Origin of the sequence: Aureimonas mangrovi (genome assembly GCF_014058705.1) — a bacterium.
GTDB classification, from domain to species: Bacteria; Pseudomonadota; Alphaproteobacteria; order Rhizobiales; family Rhizobiaceae; genus Aureimonas; species Aureimonas mangrovi.
The window spans coordinates 813,258-829,570 of the sequence record NZ_CP059692.1 but is presented as its reverse complement, the minus strand read 5'-3'; the positions used below and the strand labels follow the sequence as shown (position 1 = coordinate 829,570).

The following is a 16,313-nucleotide window of genomic DNA, read 5'->3' as shown; positions in this document are numbered from 1 at the left end:
CTTCCCGGTAGCGGGCGATTGCGCCCGGGGGCCGATACGACGCGGGATAGGTATCGGAGCATTCGATGGGCGATCAGGTGAAGCCATCCGACTATGTTCTCGACGAGCAGGTCGGCTTCCTCCTGCGCAAGGCCTATCAGCGTCACATGACCCTGTTCTCGCGCGCGGCGGGAGCAACGCTGACCGCCACGCAGTTCTCGACGCTCTTCCGTCTCTACAGCGAGCCCGGCCCGATTTCGCAGAACTCGCTCGGCCGCCTTGTCGCGATGGATGCCGCAACGACGAAGGGCGTGGTGTCGCGGCTTGAAAGCCAGGGCCTCCTGACCACCGAGCGCGACAAGGTCGACCGTCGGCGCTACGTCCTGCGCTCGACCGAGAAGGGGCGCGCGCTGGTGCAGGCGACCATTCCCGTCGTCAAGGAGATCACCGAGGCGACCCTCGAACCGTTGAACGCGCGTGAGCGGCAAGTCTTCCTCAAACTTCTGGCCAAGCTGACATGAGTGGAGTTTTGCGGCGAAGAGCATAACCGTGTCGCTCTCATTCAGGTGGCTAGCCGGAGATAGGGCCTCGGTCCGCACCCACCGGATGCGGACCGTCGCGATCGTCGTCGAGCTCTTCGCTCAACCTGCGGCCGGCGCAACGGGCGCCGTGTGCCCCTCGTCCTTCTCGAGGACGGCGTTCGCCTCGCCCATGAAGGCACGCGCCGCGTCGGTGGAGGGCTTCGTCACGAGGCTGCCCGCGACGAACAGTAGCGCCGAGACCGGGAAGCCGAGGATGCCGGCGTTCAGGCCGAAGAGCGAGTTGCCCGTCATGTACATGGCCATCACGAAGATGCTGCCGCCGACGATGCTCGCCAGCGCGCCGGCCGCCGTTCCGCGCTCCCAGAAGAACGCGCCGATGATGGCCGGCACCATCACGACCAGCCCCGCCGATGCCGCAACGGAGAGGACGGCGATCAGGTTGAGCTGGAGAGCGGCGAAGCCGAGCGCGAGCAACGAAATCACCGGGATGACGAACTTGCCGATCTTCAGCTCGCGGGCGTCGTCGCGCTTTGCCAGATTGCCGTAGACGTCGCGCGCCACCATCGAGGCGAGCGTCAGGAGGATCGAGTCGATCGTCGAGACGGCCGCCGCGAGGATGCCGATCATCACGATGATGCCGAGGAGCGGCGGGACATATTCGGACGACAGGAGCGTCGAGGTCGCGAGATCCGGGTTCTCAAGGTCGGGGAAGGCGACGAAGGCCGAGAAGCCCCAGATCACCGACACCAGCGTGTAGACGAAACCGAAGGCGAGGAAGATCATCAGCATGCTGCGCAGCGCGCCAAGCGAGGCGGGCATGAAGAGACGCTGGCTCACCTGCGGGTTGGAGATGGCGAAGAAGAACCAGGGGATCGTCAGGCCGAGGAAAGTGGTGAAGCTGAACAGCCCCGGACCGGGCACGCTCAGCATGCGCGCATCGGCTTCCTCCACGGCGGCGAAGAGCCCCGAGAAGCCGCCGAGTTCGTAGACGACGAACCCGACGACGGCCACGCTCGCCACAATCATCAGGAGCGCCTGGACGCTGTCCGTCCACATCACCGAGCGGATGCCGGCGATGTAGGAGAAGGCGATCGCGAGGACCGTCGCAACGACGATGCCGAGCGCGAAGGAGATCGCCCCGCCGCTCATGCCCGACAGGAGATAGCCGACGCCCGCCAGCTGCACGGCCGAGTAGGGAATGAGGAACACGCAGCTCGCCACGGCCGCGGAGACGGCCACCCACTTGTTGCCGTAGCGAAAGCCCAGCATTTCGGAGGGCGTGACGAAGCCGTATTTCTTGCCCACAGCCCAGAAGCGCGGGCCGAAGATCGCCACCAGCGAGACGCCGGCGAAATAGATGATCTCGAAGCCGAGGGCGCCGACGCCCCCGCGATAGGTGAGGCCGGCAAGGCCCACCATCATGAAGGCCGAATAGGTGGTGGCCGAGTAGCTGAGCGCCGAGACGACGCCGCCCATCGTGCGGTCGCCGAGGAAATAGTCCGACATGGTGGTGGACTGGCCGGCCCGCGACAGGAAGGCCACGAGAAGCGAGATTGCGATATAGACGACGATGCCGATGATGATGAGGTTCGTGTTCATCGACCGTTCCCCCGCACGAAGCCGGCGGTGGCGACCGCATTGAGCGCGATGACAGCGAGGCCCGCGAGCGTCCAGAACAGGAACGCTCCCGCAAAGCCGGTCACGCCGCCCAGAAAGAGGTAGGGCACCGCGTAACAGGCGATGATTAGGAATGCCATTAGAACGAGACTGGTTTTTCGAGACATGGCGGGTCCTTCCGCGCGGGGGTGAGAGGGTCATTTCGGAATGCACGTCTCCGGTCGCCGGCGGATGTGCCGCCGGCGGCGTCTTCGTCATGCTGCGGACGGTCTTGCGGCCGGCCCGGATGTCGGTTGGGCGGGCGTCAGGCCCGCGCCGCCTCGCGCGCCCCCGCGACCTGGCCAAGCCATGCGAGGACATCGGCGCTGTCGGTCACGTCGGCGTATTTCTGCTGCATGTCGTAGAGGTTCGCCTCGTGCGGCGCCGACGCGCGGTCGGCGCAGCAATCGGCAGGAACCAAAACGTTGAAACCGCACTGAACCGCGTCCACCACGCTGGCGCGCACGCAACCAGAGGTCGTCGCACCCGTAACGACGAGCGTATCGACCTTGGCCCCCGTCAGGAGCGCGGCAAGGTTGGTTCCGTGGAACGCGGATGCGCCGTGTTTGACGATCAGCGCGTCCTCGTCCTGCATGCCGGCGCGCGCATCGATCTCGATGAGGCGGGTTCCGACCATCAGCGCCGCCATGCCCTTCGCCTTTTTCAGCCAGGGCAGGCTGTCACGCTCGGCGGGCCGGTAGGCGATCGTCGTGTAGACGACCGGCATCCCCGCCCGCCGTGCAAAGTCGGTCAGTCGTCTCGTCGCCTCGATCTCGGCACCCATCTCGGCCGCCGTTGGATACTGCGTGTCCGTGAAGCCGTAGCTGAAATCGACGACCAGGACGGCCGGGCGCGATCCGCGCGGCACGTTGGCGCCGAAACCTGCCCGATCGTAGACGACCGCCTGAGACATCTTTCTTTCCCCGCTCCGTTGAGAGGCGGTCGGCCGAGCCGACCGCCGGATTCGCCATCGTCAAGCGCGCGCCATCTGCATCTCTTTCACGACGAGGTCGCCGTCGATCACGATCGGCTCGTCGTCCAGGAAGAGCGAGCAGCCACGCATCGGGATGTCGAGATGGCAGGCGGTGTCGTTCGGGCCGCCCAGCTCGTTGTTCGGGCCGGTGGAGAACATGACATTGCCGTAGAAGGAACGCGGCTCCATCCCCATGCCGCCCGGGAACTCGCCCGGCACCATGCCGTGCCACTTGGCAGCCGGATTCATCCCCCAGCCGATATGGCTCATGCCCATGCCGCGAGGATCGTTGAAGCCGGCCATGTAGGATTTGACCAGCTCGGCATCGAGCCCGCCGCGGATGTCGACCACCCAGCCCTTCTCGATCGTGTAGGTGATCGGATCGCGGACATACATGTTCTGCGGCAGGAGGATGTCGCCCTGCGCCACGACGATCTGACCGTCGACGCCATCGTCGTCGCCGCCGGTGAAGACGAAGCCCGAGGGCCAGTGATCCCAGCGGCCCGGCTGGTCGGTGCAGGCGTATTCGGCTACGGTCTCGTAGGTGTTGAGCTTGTAGGTCACATCGGTACCGTGCGGCGAGGTGATGCGCATCACCTTGGCCTTCGCAAGGTATTCGGCGCCGATCTCGACCTTCTCGCGCAGTTCCTTGGAGGGCAGCATACGCGCCAGAAGCTCTGGCGGCTCGACGGCCGTCAGGATGCGCGTGCCGGCGGCCTGGATGGCGAACTGCTCGGGGCTGAACAGCAGGAACACGCAGTCGATCAGCATGTCGCAGTTCTTCAGCGCCTCGACGGCCTCGGGCATGGCGGCAAGGCCCGTCTGGCCGACGGCCCAGGCGCCGACGATGGGCGGCGCGGGCAGACGCATGTGGTACATCCTGGCGCCGAGACGCTGGCCCGCTGCCATGAAGGCATCCGCATAGTCCATCCGGTCGCTGCCCTGCGTGAGAATCACGAGCTTCTCGCCCTCGTGGACGCCCGACATCTTGAGCTGATGCAGGCAGATCTCGGTGAAGCTGGCTTGATCCATGACAGTCGGTCCTTCTCTTGTGCTGCGCTCAGGTGGCTTTGAAATCGAGGACGGCCGCGAGGAAGCCCTCGAGGTCGTCCCAAGGGATCATGTGGCCGGCACCCTCCACCACGCGCACCTCGATCGCAGGCGCGCGTTCGCGGATCTCGGCGACGTCCTCCTCGCCGATCACCGGCGCGCCACCGGCGACCACGAGGCGCATGGGCAGCGAGAGATGCGGCAGGTCTTGATGAACGTCGTCGGTGTGGAAGCCACGAAAGGCGGTGTCGATGGCATCCAGCTGGCAGGTGTGGAGCCACTCGGCGCGCAGGGCGCGCTGGTCCTCGGTCCAGGTCGGGCAGAAGGCCTTCATGTCCTCGGCCGAGCAACCTTTCTGCGCGAGCAGGATCGAATCCTCGTACCACGGCCAGTTCGAGGGATATTGGCGCCGGCCCGGCCCGCTCACCGGCGGATCGACAAGCACGAGCCCGGCAAAGGCGTCCGGCGCGCCGCGCGCCGCACGGATGGCGATGCGCGCGCCCATCGAATGGCCGAGAACGATCGGCTTGCCGAGACCGGCGGCCTGCGCGACCGCCACTGCGTCGGCGGCCATCGCATCCAGCGAATAGTCGAGATCGCCTGCTTGGGTGAGACCGCGGCCGCGCACGTCGAGCACATGTACATCGAAGCGCTCGGCAAGACGCTCGGCGATGAAGCCCCAGGTCACCGCAGGCGAGGTGATCCCCGGCACCAGAAGCATCGCCGGCCCCTGCCCCGGATAATGGATCAGGTGCTGGCGGATGCCGTTGGCGCGGACGTTGTAGCCGCGCGCCATCAGTAGGCGCCCGAAAGGAGCGTGCCGCCGCCCGGAACGCGGGTCGGCAGATCCAGCGCGCGCAGCATCGACCACGTCGTCGCGATCGCGGCGGTCAGGACGGGCTTGCGGGTGCGCGCCTCGACAAGGGGAACGGCAGCGAGCGAGGGCATCTGCACGCACGCCGACAGCACGACCGCGTCGACGTCAGCCGTCTCGATCCCGTCGACGATGCCGGGCAGATTGGCTGGATCGTGAGCGGCGACGGCGAGATTGTCTGGGATCTCGAGCGCGCGCCAGTGGACGACCTCGATGCCCTCGTTGCCGATATAGTCGACGACCATCTGCGTCAGCGGCTTCATGTAGGGCGCGACGACCGCCACGCGCCTGGCGCCGATCGCCTTGATGCCCTCGCACAGCGCGCCGGCCGAGGAGACGACGGGCGCCGGATTGCCGTTGTCGACCGTCACCTGGTGCAGCCGCTCGGCCGAACGCGCGTGATAGCCGTGCCCCATCGACATGATCGCGACGAGGCATGCGTAGCCCATCACGTCGACCCTGGCGTCACTGAGCTCCAGCGCGCAGCGGTCGCTGTCGCGGTCCATCGCGGCCAGTTCCTCGGCCGTCACCTTCTTCATGCGCATGCGCGAGGAATGGAAAGTGAAGCGCTCCGGCGAGATGGTCTCGCGCAGGCGCAGCAGAGCGGGAATTTCGGTCTCCATCGTCACGTTGGAACTCGGAACGATCTGTCCAATCCGGATGGGGTGCATAGGACCTGTCCTTCATTCGTAAAAAAGAGAATTCCGTCCTGCCGCCGCTAAGCGGTAGGTGCGCTCCGCCCCGCCTTCACGCCGCGAGACACGACCACGAGAGGGACAGCGGCGAACAGAAAGCCAACGGTCGCGAATGCGTAGCTCGGCGTAAACATCAGCAGACCTCCGCCAAAGACGGCCACGCGAACCGGCGCCAGCAGCGGCTTGCGCAGGTACCCCTCCGCTCCGACTGCGACGAAGAACGTTCCAAGGCAGACGGTGGCGATCTGGATAAGCGTCTCCAGCTCGAACGCGGGCTCCAGGATGCTGGGCGCGTAGACGAACGCGAAGGGCATGACGAACGCGGCGATCGAAAGCTTGCAGGCGCTCAACGCGATCTTGATCGGGTTGCCGCCGGAGATCGCCGCCGCCGCATAGGCGGCCACGGCGACTGGCGGCGTCATCGCGGACAGGACCGCGAAATACATCAGGAACAGATGCGCGTTGAGCGTCGGAATGCCAAAGGTGTTGACCAGCGTCGGGCCGATGAGCACAGCAGCGAGCACGTAGGCGCTCGGCGTCGGCATGCCCAGCCCAAGCAGGATCGTCACCATTGCGCCGAGGAGGAGCCCCAGCATCATGCTGTCGCCCGCAAAGAGGAACGTGATGTAGCTGAACTTCATGGCGAGGCCAGTCATCGTGATGCCGCCGATCACGAGGCCCGCCGCGGCGCAGGCGCCGGTCACGCCGAGCATGCGAACGGTCGTCGTCGAAAGCGCTTCGAATATGCGTTGCGGGCCGAGCCTGTAACCCGGCCGAAGCCATGATGCGACGATGATCGAGGCTATGGCGAGGACGGCCGCGAAGGTGGGCGAGTAGCCCTGCATTAGAACGACGACCAGCACGGTGAGCGGGACGACGTAGATCCAGCCCTCGCGAAGGGTGCGTGCGACGGCGGGCACTTCATCTCGGCCGAGACCAGCGAGTTGCAGCCGCTCGGCGCGCAAATGCACCTGCAGCATGATGCATGCGTAATAGAGGATGGCGGGGATGATGGCTGCGAAGACGATCGTGACATAACTGATGCCAGTGTACTCGGCCATGATGAAGGCAGCCGAGCCCATGACGGGCGGCAGGATGCTTCCGCCGGTGGAGGCGGCCACTTCGACGGCGGCAGCGAGCGTCGGGTTGTATTTTAGGCGCTTCATCATCGGGATCGTGACGGACCCCGTGACGACGACATCGGCGGTCGGGCTTCCGGACATCGTGCCGAACAAAGCTGATGAGACGACGGCGACCTTGGCCGGGCCGCCCGGCGAACGACCGGTAAGCGCGGCAGCGACACGGAAGAAGAACTCGCCGCCACCCGCCGCTTCGAGGAAGGTCCCGAACATCACGAAGAGGAACACGTAGGTGGCTGCGACACGCACCGGCACGCCGAAGACACCGTCACCGGTGAAGACGTTGATATCGAGGAAGTGGTTGACGCTGATGTAGCCATGGCCGAGCGGCCCGGGGATGAGATGGCCGAACAGGTTGTAGGCCGTGAACGCCAGCACGATCAGAAGCAGGAACAGGCCAACCGTTCGCCGCGTGATCTCGAGCGTGAGGAAGATGATCGACGCCGCCGCGATGGTCTGGACGCTCGTCAGCGGAAGGAAAAGGCTGATCCGCGTGGCGATGACGTCGATGTTCGCCACGAAGTAGACAGCGGTCGCGAGCCCGATCGCCACCAGCGCCCAGTCGTACCAAGGGACCCGCGAGCGCGGCGCGCCTTCGCTGCCTCGGATGAGGAGGAAGGACGGCGGCAGCATCGCCGCCAGGAAGACGGCCGTTGCTGAAAGAGCGTCGACCCGCGCATAAGTGGTTTCCCACAGCACCCACAGCGCGACAGCAGCTGCGTAGACCTTGACGATGGTCGCCACGGGATCGGTAAGGTCCCGGCGACCGCCGACCGCGAACATGCTGTTGAAGAAGGCCATCATGGCAAACGCCTTTCGCGGGAATGCGGGAGTTCGCAGGGCCAGCCTAGAAGCGGACCCTGCTTGCCGTCAGAAGCTTCAGTTCGCGTAAGCTGCGAGCGCGCCCTCGTGATAGGCGACGCTCTTGCCCGACTGCATGATCTCCGGCGTAAGCGCCTGCATCGAGCTGTGGACCTGGGTGAGCTGGTCGATGTTTTCGACCAGCGAACGGGTAAGCGCCTCGACCTCGGCGGAGTCCATCGACTTAGGCACGATCAAGGCGGCCTGAGCGCTGAAAGTTGGCACGTCGGCGTCTTGCCATTCGTAGCTTCCCGCCGGGATCACCGAAGGCAGCGAACCATAGTTCTCCGCCATGTAGGCGACCACATCCTCGGGCACGGAGAGGAGGCGCAGGTCGACGCTCTCGGCGATGGAGCCGATCGAACCGGTGCCAATGAACATGGCGTTGGTCCACACGTCGCCACGTCCGTCCTTCATCAGCTCTTCGGCCGTCTGCGAGCCCTGATACTGAACCGAGCCGCCAGCACTCGACAGATCGTCGAAGGTGAGACCGGCCTGCTCGAGAGCGACTTCGGCGAGGATGCTCGGCAGGATGCCGCGGCGGTTGACGACGAGGTCGACGGGCTTGCCGACCATGTCCGCGATCGAGACAATTCCGTGCTGTTCGGCGAACTGCTCGTTCATCAGCCACTGCATCGGCGCCCAGTTGTAGAGGACGGCGACAAGTGCGAAATCATCCATCGGCACCGGGAACGGCTCATCTCCGTTGTTGGCGATCACCGCCTCGCCCATGTGGACGATGGCCATGTCGCAAGCGCCCTGGCTCATCTGAACGATGTTGGCGAAGCCGCCGCTGGAAGTCTGGTAGGTCACGGACGAGGACGGGTCCGTCTGCTTGACGGCTGCATCGAGGCCCACGCCCAGAAGGCCCCACAGGCCGCCAGGGCTCGCGCCGCACAGCGTGTAGTTCTCGGCCTTGGCCTCCGTTCCCGCGAGGCCTGCCGCGACGACGGCCGACAAGAGGAGAGCGGGCTTCCTGGCATATGTCTTCATGTGACGTCGTTCCTTTTCGGTTGGTGGGGAGGTCGTTCGAGGGGAAAGTCTCTCGTGGTGGGCAAGCTCGTTGAAGGGTTCGCTGAGTGCGGTTAGAGGGCCCCTTGGCCGGCGATCGTCCACTGCAGCGCGTCTTCTTGCGCCATAGCGATCGCAACGCCCGGTTCGCGGGAAGCTTCGGCGGCGGCCTCCTCGAGAGAGGCGATGTCCGAGGCGTAGATCGTGTAAAGCGGTTGGCCCGCCTCGACCTGGCGGCCCGGCTCAACGAGCACATCGACGCCGGCCGACTTGTCGTGTGGGGCGCCAGCCCGTCGCGCGATGCCGCCCAGATGCCAGCCGTCGATGCCGCCAATCGTTCCGGCCGCATGCGCGCCAACGGAGCGTGAGAGGCGTGCCGGCGCGACCTGTGATACATTGCCCTGCGCGGCGGCGATCGCATCGAGCCTGTGCCGCGCCTCACCAGAGAGGAGAATGTCCTCCGCAGCCTCGCGCGCGGCGTCGAGCGTCGGGGCATGGCCCGCGAAATGCAGGATGTTCGCCGCGTAGAAGAGCGCCTTATCGCGCAGCGCGCGCGAGGCCTGCGGCGCATTGTCGAGCACTGCGAGGACGTCGCGAAGTTCGAGCGAGGGGCCGAGGCCCCGCCCGATGACTTTCGAGCCATCGGTCGCAAACGCCTTCACGATCAGGCCGAGCCCGGCGCCGACAACCTCGAAGAGGCGACCGAGCTTCTCGGCCTCGGTTTGGCTCTTCAGCTTGGCCCTCGGTCCGAACGGCAGGTCGATGACGACATGAGTGGCGCCGGCAGACCACTTCTTCGAGAGGATCGACGCGACCGACCACTGGTTGCTGTCGAGACCGAGCGGCCGCGTGACGGCGTTTACCACATCATCGAGGATGGAATGGTTGAGCTTTCCGTTCCAGGCGATGCAGCCACCCGTCTTTCGAACGACCTCGCGGATCTGCCCGCCATCCAGATCGATGCGACACAGAGCCTCCATCGTGTCTGCGGTGCCGGAGGCGGAGGTGATTGCGCGCGAGGAGGTCTTGGGCATCAGCAGGCCTGCCGCGGCTACGATCGGCACGATGATGGGCGTGATGCGGCTGCCTGGAACGCCGCCGAGCGAGTGCTTGTCGACGACGATCGGCACGCCCCAGTCGATACGTGGCGAGAACCCGCAGCGAGCCTTCGCGACGGCGATCGTCTCCTCATCATCGAGGGACTGGATGGCCTTGACGAGGAAGGCGGCTGTTTCGCCTTCGGGGTAGCGCTGCTCGACGATCTCGCGAAAGAGCGTCGCATACTCCTCCGTGTCGAGCGCGCCGCCCCCGATCTTGCGGCGCAGCAACGCGCGGCTGGAGGGTGAAGGCGTGCGATCAATCGAGACCAGCGCGCCTTCCGGCAGCCCGAGCTTTTCGAAGGCTTCGCGGCTCAACCCGACCTCGTCGCCGTCCAGCCCATTCCCCGGCTCGATCAGCATGAGGTCGGCCGGAACCGCGGGCCGTGCCGTCGAGCGGATTTCGATCCGGCCGGAGCCGGCATAGGCGGAGGCGTTCACGGCGGTGCAGTCTTCGGCTAGGAATGCCGTGTGCCGCCTTGCGGAGGTGACGGGCATCCGCTTGAGGACGAGCCGTGACGCCATGCGTTCCAGTGCTGCGACCAGCGCCGCGACCGCCTCGTCTACGCCGCCGTCATTGACGATGCGCACGAGATCTCCGGTCCTCGGCAAGGGCGGAACCTCGCGTGCGATGCGGGCGGCGATCTCGTCCGCGCTCTCCCGTCCGCGCCGGGCCAGCCGCTCGGCTAGGAGCGCCGGGGAGGCGGTGATTTCCACGACAACGAGACGATCGACCGTTCCGGCAAGGTCGGGGAGCGCGCGCCGCGATCCGTTGGCAAGGACGTTGCGACCTGCCGCCAGATCTTCAAGCAGCGTACGCCGCAAGCCGTATCGCAGCTCGTGGGCTCCCCAATGGTGGAGGAACGCTCCGTCCGCGCACATAGCGTCGAAAGCCGCGGTGGAGGCAGGCTCGTGATCCTCGCCAATGGCCGCGGGGCGTGTGATGACGCGCTTCGTCTGAACGTAGCGCCCCGTCCCGGCGAGCATCGCCATCGCGCCCGAGATCAGCGTGTCCTTGCCGACGCCGCTCGGGCCAACGATGTAGAAGAGCGTTCCCACCTGCATGTCCGACCCCCGCCTCAGGACCTCATGCCTCGTCGTCGAGGCCGATATCGACGGCCGGAGCGGACTGGAACGGGCGGCTGGTGGAAACGAAATCGACGCCCGTTTCCGCCTTTCCGGCGATGGTGTCGAGGCGGATGCCCCCCGATGCCTCGACGAGGGCTCTGCCATTGACGAGACGCACAGCCTCGACCATCGCCTCGTTCTCCATGTTGTCGAGCATGATGACGTCAGCACCGGCGTCGAGCGCCTCGCGAACCTGCTCGATCCGGTCGGCCTCGACCTCGATCTTGGTCAGCGCAGGAAGATGCCTGCGGGCGCGCTTCACGGCGGCCTCGATGCTGCCGCATACGGCGATATGGTTGTCTTTGAGCATCACGCCGCTGTCGAGCCCAAGCCGGTGGTTCAACGCCCCGCCGCAGACGGCCGCGTGCTTCTCCAGCATGCGCAGGCCCGGCGTCGTCTTGCGCGTGTCTAGAAGACGAGCCTTGGTGTGCTCGATCGCCTTAACGTACTTCGCTGTCTCGGTGGCGATGCCGGACAGACGCTGGGCGATGTTGAGGGCGGTGCGTTCGGCCGTCAGCAGCGACTGCCCTGGCCCGGAGATGACCATCAGGACGGTGCCCTTTTCAACGACGTCACCGTCATTGCAGCGCAGCTCGACCTTGCAGCTGGGATCGTAACTGCGGAAAACCTGCGCAGCGACCTCGACGCCGGCGAGTGTCATCTCCTCGCGCGCATTCATGTAGAACGTCGCCTGCGCCTTCGCGTCGACCATGAGCTGGGCTGTTAGATCGAAGCAGCCGATATCTTCGGTAAGCCAGAGATCAATCAGCTTCTGGGCGACGAACTTATCATACATCCGCAAATTCCTCCGATGCGCTGGGCGCTTATCGCTAGGCGAGGCCACCGGGAGTTACTTGAGAGTCTCGGTCCTCAGTAGCAGCTGGATGCTAGCCATTTTGTTCGTATAAAAACAAGTTAGGCCGTCAAAATTTATTTTTATACTATTGTTTTCAATATCTTACGCCCAGACCCCACAGAAACAGAATGAGGCAGCGCTGCCGGTTTAGGCATGTTGGTGGCCTTAACGCTTAGAATTACAGCAGACGATTTCGCGCTACGGGGGATTTACACACATACTAAAAAAACCCGCCGGCGACCTTTCTCTAGAGGGTCGACGCCACTCGCGATCGGCGCGGGAAAGGTCGGTCGCTCGCTCTACACCTATGAGTCCCGGCGCGGCGATCAGGCCGATCTGCAGACACGGATCGACATGACGGTTGCGTCCGGCGTTGCAGCGGCCATCGGCGATATCCGGCGCTTTGCCGATCCACGAAGCTTGTCGGCTACTTCGGCCTGAACCCGAGCACCCGGCAGTCCGGCGAAGGGCCGGCCTATCACGGGCGGATCACCAAGCAGGGTCGAGGCCAGGCGCGTGGCATGCTGGTCGAAGCGGCATGGGCGGCAGCGCGCTCGCCCGGACCCTTGCGCGCCTTCTTTCAGCGCATCGCAGCCAAACGGGGCAAGCCGATCGCGGCCGTTGCGACGGCCCGCAAGCTGGCGATGATCATCTGGCACATGCTGACGAAGAACGAAGACTACATCTGGGTGCGACCGGCCCTTCTGGCGCGCAAGTTCCGAAGCATCGAGCTGAAGGCCGGGCGACCAGCCGAGCACGCCAAGCGCGGGGCAGCCTACAACTACAACATCCCGGAGAAGCGGGCCGCTGAGCGGGCGCCCGTCGAAGCAGCCGAGAGGACCTATGCCGACTTCACATCCAGATGGCGAACCCGACCCGCTGCGGGAAAGCCATCGAAGAATCGACCAGCGCCGGCGTAAAACGCTTTCCAACAACATCCGTATCCGTCGGCTTCCCCGGGCGCGAGAAGTCGAGAACGACGTCTTTCTGATAGGCCCAGAGATCAAGGTCGCGGGAGATGAACTCCGATCCCTGGTCGACCCGGATGGCCTTCGGATAGCCGACCTCGCCGCAGATGCGTTCCAGCGCCTGAACGACGTCTTCACCGCGATAGCTGAACCGCGGGTCGATTGCCGGCGAGAAGCGCAGCTCGTTCGTCGTGTCATCCGGTCGCCAAAGGAAAACGAAACGCCGCGCACGAATTGCGTGCCGCCGAGCCCAAGGTCGAAGCCGTGGTAGCGCAACCATGTCCTTTGGATAGTTCTTGGACGCCGTTGACAGCGACCACTTGTTCCAGCGAATGTTCCGACTAGAACACTGTTGAAATTGTATGGTCGGCCAAACATCTGATCGTTCAGCGCTTTTAGGTATCGCAGGTTCGAATCCCGCTCCCTCCGCCAGCCTGACAGGCATCCAAACGCTGTAGGTACAGCTGGAATAGCAAACGCGATTGTCCAGTTCCTAGATTAGTCGGCCTCCGGCATCGACTACACGTTCTTCTTCTACAAGCCGAACATCCATCCTGCGCGGGAGTAACTTCTGCGAAAGGACGAGAATGTGCGCTTTGCCGAAAAGCACGCCGTACCCCTCATCGATGCCGACTACGAGAAGGGCAACTGGTTCGCTTCCCCCCTTCTCAGCGGCTGGAAACGCCCATGACCCAGTCGGGCAAGGTCGTGGCGATCTGCGGGATCGCGACGAGGATCGCGAGCGCCACGATCATCGCCGCCCAGAACGGCAGGACGCCGCGGTAGATCTGCGACTGCGGAACGTGCCGCGCAATGGAATGGACGATGAAGACGTTCATGCCGACCGGCGGCGACAGAAGACCGATCTCCAGGACGATCATGACGATGACGCCGAACCAGATCGGATCGAAGCCGAGCGCCATCACGACCGGGAAGAAAATCGGCAGCGTCAGCACGAGCATGGCGAAGCCGTCCATGAACATGCCGAGCAGGAGATAAGCCAGGATGATCAGCGCCAGGACCGCATAGGGCGAGAGACCGCTGCCGGTCAACGCCTCGCCAACCCATTGCGGAATGTGGCTGAGCGCCAGGAACGGATTGACGAGATGGGCGGCGATCAGGATCAGCATGACCGTCGCCGATGTCATCGCCGAGTCCCGGCCCGCGTCCCACAGGTCTTTCAAGCGGATTTCACGGCGCACGAGGCCAAGGATCGCGAGGAGCCCCGAGCCCACGGCCGCCGCTTCGACCGGGGAGAAGAGGCCGGCGTAGAGCCCGCCGATCGTGGCTACGATCACGCCGAGGCCCGGAACGGCGCCGGCAATCGCACGCCGGCCCAACCCCCGCGTGGGCCGCTCGCCCGCCGGCCCGGCGTCCGGGTTCAGCCGGCAGAGAAGCGCTACAGTCAGCATGAAGAGGGCTAGAAGCAGGAGACCCGGCAGGAGCCCCGCAAGGAAAAGGCGTCCGATCGATTGCTCGGTCAGGATCGCGTAGATCACGAAGCCGGTGGAGGGCGGGATCAGGATGCCGAGCGTACCGCCCGCCGCCACGGTCGCCGTCGCGAGGCGCGGCGAATAGCGGTATCGTTCCATTTCGCCGAGCGAGACCTTGCCCATCGTCAGCGCGGAGGCGATCGAGGAACCGCAGAGGGCGGCGAAGGCGCCGCAGCCGAGAAGCGTCGCCATGGCGAGCCCGCCGCGCAGGCGCCCGACGAGGACGTATGCGGCGGCATAGAGCTCGCGGCTCATTCCTGAGCGCGTCGCCAGATTGCCCATCAGAATAAAGAGCGGGATGACGATGAGTTCGTAGCGAGCGGCGAGCGCAAACGACTCCGAAGCTAGAAGCGCCAGGGCGGCATTCACGCCCGACAGCGCCGTGATGCCGACGAACCCGATCGCGAACATGGCGAACGCCACCGGCACGCGAAGAAGAATCAGGGCGAGAAGCGCGAAGATGCCGAGGAGGCCGGCGAGCGTCTCAGGCATGAGGCTGGCTCCTGCACGGCAGGAAAGCGCTCGCCAGCGCGCTGACGCCGGCGGTGGCGGCAAAGGCGGCCAGTGCATATTCGAACGGCGCGCGCGGGATGCCGAGGATGTTGGTGGAGAGCGACAGAAGACTCGAAAGCTCCGCCGCATCCACCTGCGTCCAGGCGAGGGTCAGCCAGATGACAGCGGCGAGAAGCGAGGACAGGCGATCCACCACGCGCCGGAACCGCGCCGACATGACCGGACCGAAGAGATCAACGCGGATCTGATCGCCGCGCCTGTCGAGGAGCGCGACGACACCGAAGGTGATGATCACCATCGACATCTCCGCCACGTCCTGCGCGCCGAAAAGCGGGTGGCCGAAGAACCGGCCGGCGACGTCGGCAAGCAGCATGGCAGTGACGCCGAGGAGTACCGCACCGGCAAGGCGCGCGCAGAACCGGGCGAGCGCGTCGATGCCGCGCTCAACGAGGCTTGTGTTCACTGCCCGCCCCGCATGGTGGCGAAGGCCTCTTCAGCCCCGAGTTCGGCAACCTTCTCCTGCGTGAGAGGCAGGAGAATCGCCTCAAAGGCGGACATCTCGTCGGGGGTCAGTTCGGTGACGATCCCCTGATCGCGTTCGCGAAGCGCCGCGATGGCGCTCTCACCCTTGGCGTTCCAGGCCGCTTCGGCATGACGCGAGAGCTCGCGTCCGCTCGCCGCACGAAGAGCTTCACGCTCGCTGTCCGGCAGGCTCCCGACACGCGCCGCATTGGCGACGACGTAAAAGGACTGGTTGCCGAGCGGGATACCGAGCGTGACGTGCGACAGAACCTCGTCGAAGCGAAAATCCGAGATCGCCGAAGAGCCGGTGATGACGCCATCGACGAGGCCGGTCTGCATCGCGTTGTAGACGTCGGTGGCCGCCATCTGAACCGGGATCGCCCCGAGCGCCTGCACGATCTCGCCTGTGATTGAGGAGGAAACCCGGATCTTCAGGCCGCGCAGATCCTGCGGCTCGCGAACTTCGTGGTCGCGCAGAATAAGGACCGCGGGCTCGGCGGTCCACAGCGCCAGTGGCTCGGTTCGCGGAAACTCCCGCTCCAGAAGCCCCGCGTCGTAGCCGTTCCAGAGGAAATCGGCGCCGGTCATTCCGTCGGGCTGCGCGCCCGGCAGTTCGGTCAGCATGGCGAGCGGAAACTGCGAGGAGGTGTAGCCCGGCAGGCCCCAGACGATATCGGCGACGCCCTGCACGACCCGGACATACTGGTCGGCAGGACCGGCACCGAGCTTTCCCGCCGGATAAGTTTCGATCACCAGGCCCGACGGCGCGATGCCCTCGGTCAACGGCGTGACGATGGCTTCGGTCAACGTGTGAGTCGGCGCGACGAAATGAGCGAGCTTCAGCGTTTCGGCCGAGGCGGGAGCGACGACCAGGAGCGCTGCGGCGAGGACGACGCGCTTGAGGTTCTTCATCGGGACGTTCCTTGGATGAGAGACAGGGACAGGCGGTCGAAGCG

The 16,313-nt window shown here is 65.2% G+C and carries 14 protein-coding genes and 2 pseudogenes; 2 read left to right on the top strand and 14 right to left on the bottom strand.

Annotated elements, in window-relative coordinates:
* Positions 1-65 precede the first annotated feature (65 nt).
* The gene (locus H1343_RS03870; protein ID WP_185984636.1) at positions 66-500 is read left to right on the top strand and encodes a MarR family winged helix-turn-helix transcriptional regulator; all 435 of its coding nucleotides are present in this window, start codon (positions 66-68) and stop codon (positions 498-500) included.
* Positions 501-620: 120 nt separating this feature from the next.
* On the opposite strand, the gene H1343_RS03865 is transcribed toward H1343_RS03870, so the two are convergent.
* The 10 genes from H1343_RS03865 to nadC form a co-directional block, all read right to left on the bottom strand.
* Positions 621-2,120, bottom strand: a complete 1,500-nt coding sequence (locus H1343_RS03865) for a sodium:solute symporter family protein (protein WP_185984635.1) — start codon at positions 2,118-2,120, stop codon at positions 621-623.
* Positions 2,117-2,305: a hypothetical protein gene (locus tag H1343_RS03860; protein WP_210270076.1), complete on the bottom strand. Its 189-nt coding sequence runs from the start codon at positions 2,303-2,305 to the stop codon at positions 2,117-2,119. Before H1343_RS03860 ends, H1343_RS03865 begins: the two co-directional genes overlap by 4 nt.
* Positions 2,306-2,442: 137 nt before the next feature.
* Complete coding sequence (locus tag H1343_RS03855; protein WP_185984633.1) at positions 2,443-3,090, bottom strand: isochorismatase family protein; 648 nt, start codon at positions 3,088-3,090, stop codon at positions 2,443-2,445.
* 60 nt (positions 3,091-3,150) lie between these two features.
* On the bottom strand, positions 3,151-4,182 hold the full coding sequence (locus tag H1343_RS03850) for a 2,5-dihydroxypyridine 5,6-dioxygenase NicX family protein (protein WP_185984632.1): 1,032 nt from the start codon (positions 4,180-4,182) through the stop codon (positions 3,151-3,153).
* Between the two features lie 28 nt (positions 4,183-4,210).
* Entirely contained in the window at positions 4,211-4,996 is a 786-nt protein-coding gene (locus tag H1343_RS03845; protein ID WP_185984631.1) for an alpha/beta fold hydrolase, read from the bottom strand.
* Positions 4,996-5,745 carry a maleate cis-trans isomerase family protein gene (locus H1343_RS03840; RefSeq protein WP_484463078.1) on the bottom strand — a complete coding sequence of 250 codons (750 nt, stop codon included), beginning with the start codon at positions 5,743-5,745 and terminating at the stop codon, positions 4,996-4,998. Before H1343_RS03840 ends, H1343_RS03845 begins: the two co-directional genes overlap by 1 nt.
* A 47-nt stretch (positions 5,746-5,792) precedes the next feature.
* Positions 5,793-7,712, bottom strand: coding sequence for a TRAP transporter permease (locus H1343_RS03835; protein WP_185984630.1), 1,920 nt, complete (start codon positions 7,710-7,712; stop codon positions 5,793-5,795).
* A gap of 75 nt (positions 7,713-7,787) precedes the next feature.
* The gene (locus tag H1343_RS03830; RefSeq protein ID WP_185984629.1) at positions 7,788-8,762 is read right to left on the bottom strand and encodes a TAXI family TRAP transporter solute-binding subunit; all 975 of its coding nucleotides are present in this window, start codon (positions 8,760-8,762) and stop codon (positions 7,788-7,790) included.
* 92 nt (positions 8,763-8,854) lie between these two features.
* Entirely contained in the window at positions 8,855-10,942 is a 2,088-nt protein-coding gene (gene phnN / locus H1343_RS03825) for a phosphonate metabolism protein/1,5-bisphosphokinase (PRPP-forming) PhnN (protein ID WP_185984628.1), read from the bottom strand.
* 22 nt (positions 10,943-10,964) lie between these two features.
* Positions 10,965-11,801: a carboxylating nicotinate-nucleotide diphosphorylase gene (nadC, locus tag H1343_RS03820; RefSeq protein WP_185984627.1), complete on the bottom strand. Its 837-nt coding sequence runs from the start codon at positions 11,799-11,801 to the stop codon at positions 10,965-10,967.
* A gap of 408 nt (positions 11,802-12,209) precedes the next feature.
* Here nadC and H1343_RS03815 point away from each other — a divergent pair.
* Positions 12,210-12,781 (top strand): annotated as a pseudogene (locus H1343_RS03815) (transposase); the annotation flags it as partial.
* A 22-nt stretch (positions 12,782-12,803) separates the two neighbouring features.
* On the opposite strand, the pseudogene H1343_RS03810 reads toward H1343_RS03815, so the two are convergent.
* From H1343_RS03810 to H1343_RS03795, 4 genes and pseudogenes are all read right to left on the bottom strand, one after another.
* Positions 12,804-13,007 (bottom strand): annotated as a pseudogene (locus H1343_RS03810) (DDE-type integrase/transposase/recombinase); the annotation flags it as partial.
* Positions 13,008-13,497: 490 nt separating this feature from the next.
* A complete protein-coding gene (locus tag H1343_RS03805) occupies positions 13,498-14,814 on the bottom strand; it encodes a TRAP transporter large permease (protein ID WP_185984626.1) in 1,317 nt (438 codons plus the stop codon).
* The gene (locus H1343_RS03800) at positions 14,807-15,298 is read right to left on the bottom strand and encodes a TRAP transporter small permease (protein ID WP_210270075.1); all 492 of its coding nucleotides are present in this window, start codon (positions 15,296-15,298) and stop codon (positions 14,807-14,809) included. Before H1343_RS03800 ends, H1343_RS03805 begins: the two co-directional genes overlap by 8 nt.
* Entirely contained in the window at positions 15,295-16,269 is a 975-nt protein-coding gene (locus H1343_RS03795) for a TRAP transporter substrate-binding protein (RefSeq protein ID WP_185984625.1), read from the bottom strand. The genes H1343_RS03800 and H1343_RS03795 overlap by 4 nt, the downstream gene beginning before the upstream one ends.
* Between the last annotated feature and the right edge of the window lie 44 nt (positions 16,270-16,313).

Coding starts and splice junctions, on each gene's coding strand:
- H1343_RS03805 (WP_185984626.1), bottom strand. CDS start 14,814: ATGCCTGAGACGCTCGCCGGCCTCCTCGGCATCTTCGCGCTTCTCGCC.
- H1343_RS03860 (WP_210270076.1), bottom strand. CDS start 2,305: ATGTCTCGAAAAACCAGTCTCGTTCTAATGGCATTCCTAATCATCGCC.
- H1343_RS03830 (WP_185984629.1), bottom strand. CDS start 8,762: ATGAAGACATATGCCAGGAAGCCCGCTCTCCTCTTGTCGGCCGTCGTC.
- phnN (WP_185984628.1), bottom strand. CDS start 10,942: ATGCAGGTGGGAACGCTCTTCTACATCGTTGGCCCGAGCGGCGTCGGC.
- H1343_RS03870 (WP_185984636.1), top strand. CDS start 66: ATGGGCGATCAGGTGAAGCCATCCGACTATGTTCTCGACGAGCAGGTC.
- nadC (WP_185984627.1), bottom strand. CDS start 11,801: ATGTATGATAAGTTCGTCGCCCAGAAGCTGATTGATCTCTGGCTTACC.
- H1343_RS03865 (WP_185984635.1), bottom strand. CDS start 2,120: ATGAACACGAACCTCATCATCATCGGCATCGTCGTCTATATCGCAATC.
- H1343_RS03845 (WP_185984631.1), bottom strand. CDS start 4,996: ATGGCGCGCGGCTACAACGTCCGCGCCAACGGCATCCGCCAGCACCTG.
- H1343_RS03835 (WP_185984630.1), bottom strand. CDS start 7,712: ATGATGGCCTTCTTCAACAGCATGTTCGCGGTCGGCGGTCGCCGGGAC.
- H1343_RS03855 (WP_185984633.1), bottom strand. CDS start 3,090: ATGTCTCAGGCGGTCGTCTACGATCGGGCAGGTTTCGGCGCCAACGTG.
- H1343_RS03795 (WP_185984625.1), bottom strand. CDS start 16,269: ATGAAGAACCTCAAGCGCGTCGTCCTCGCCGCAGCGCTCCTGGTCGTC.
- H1343_RS03840 (WP_484463078.1), bottom strand. CDS start 5,745: ATGCACCCCATCCGGATTGGACAGATCGTTCCGAGTTCCAACGTGACG.
- H1343_RS03850 (WP_185984632.1), bottom strand. CDS start 4,182: ATGGATCAAGCCAGCTTCACCGAGATCTGCCTGCATCAGCTCAAGATG.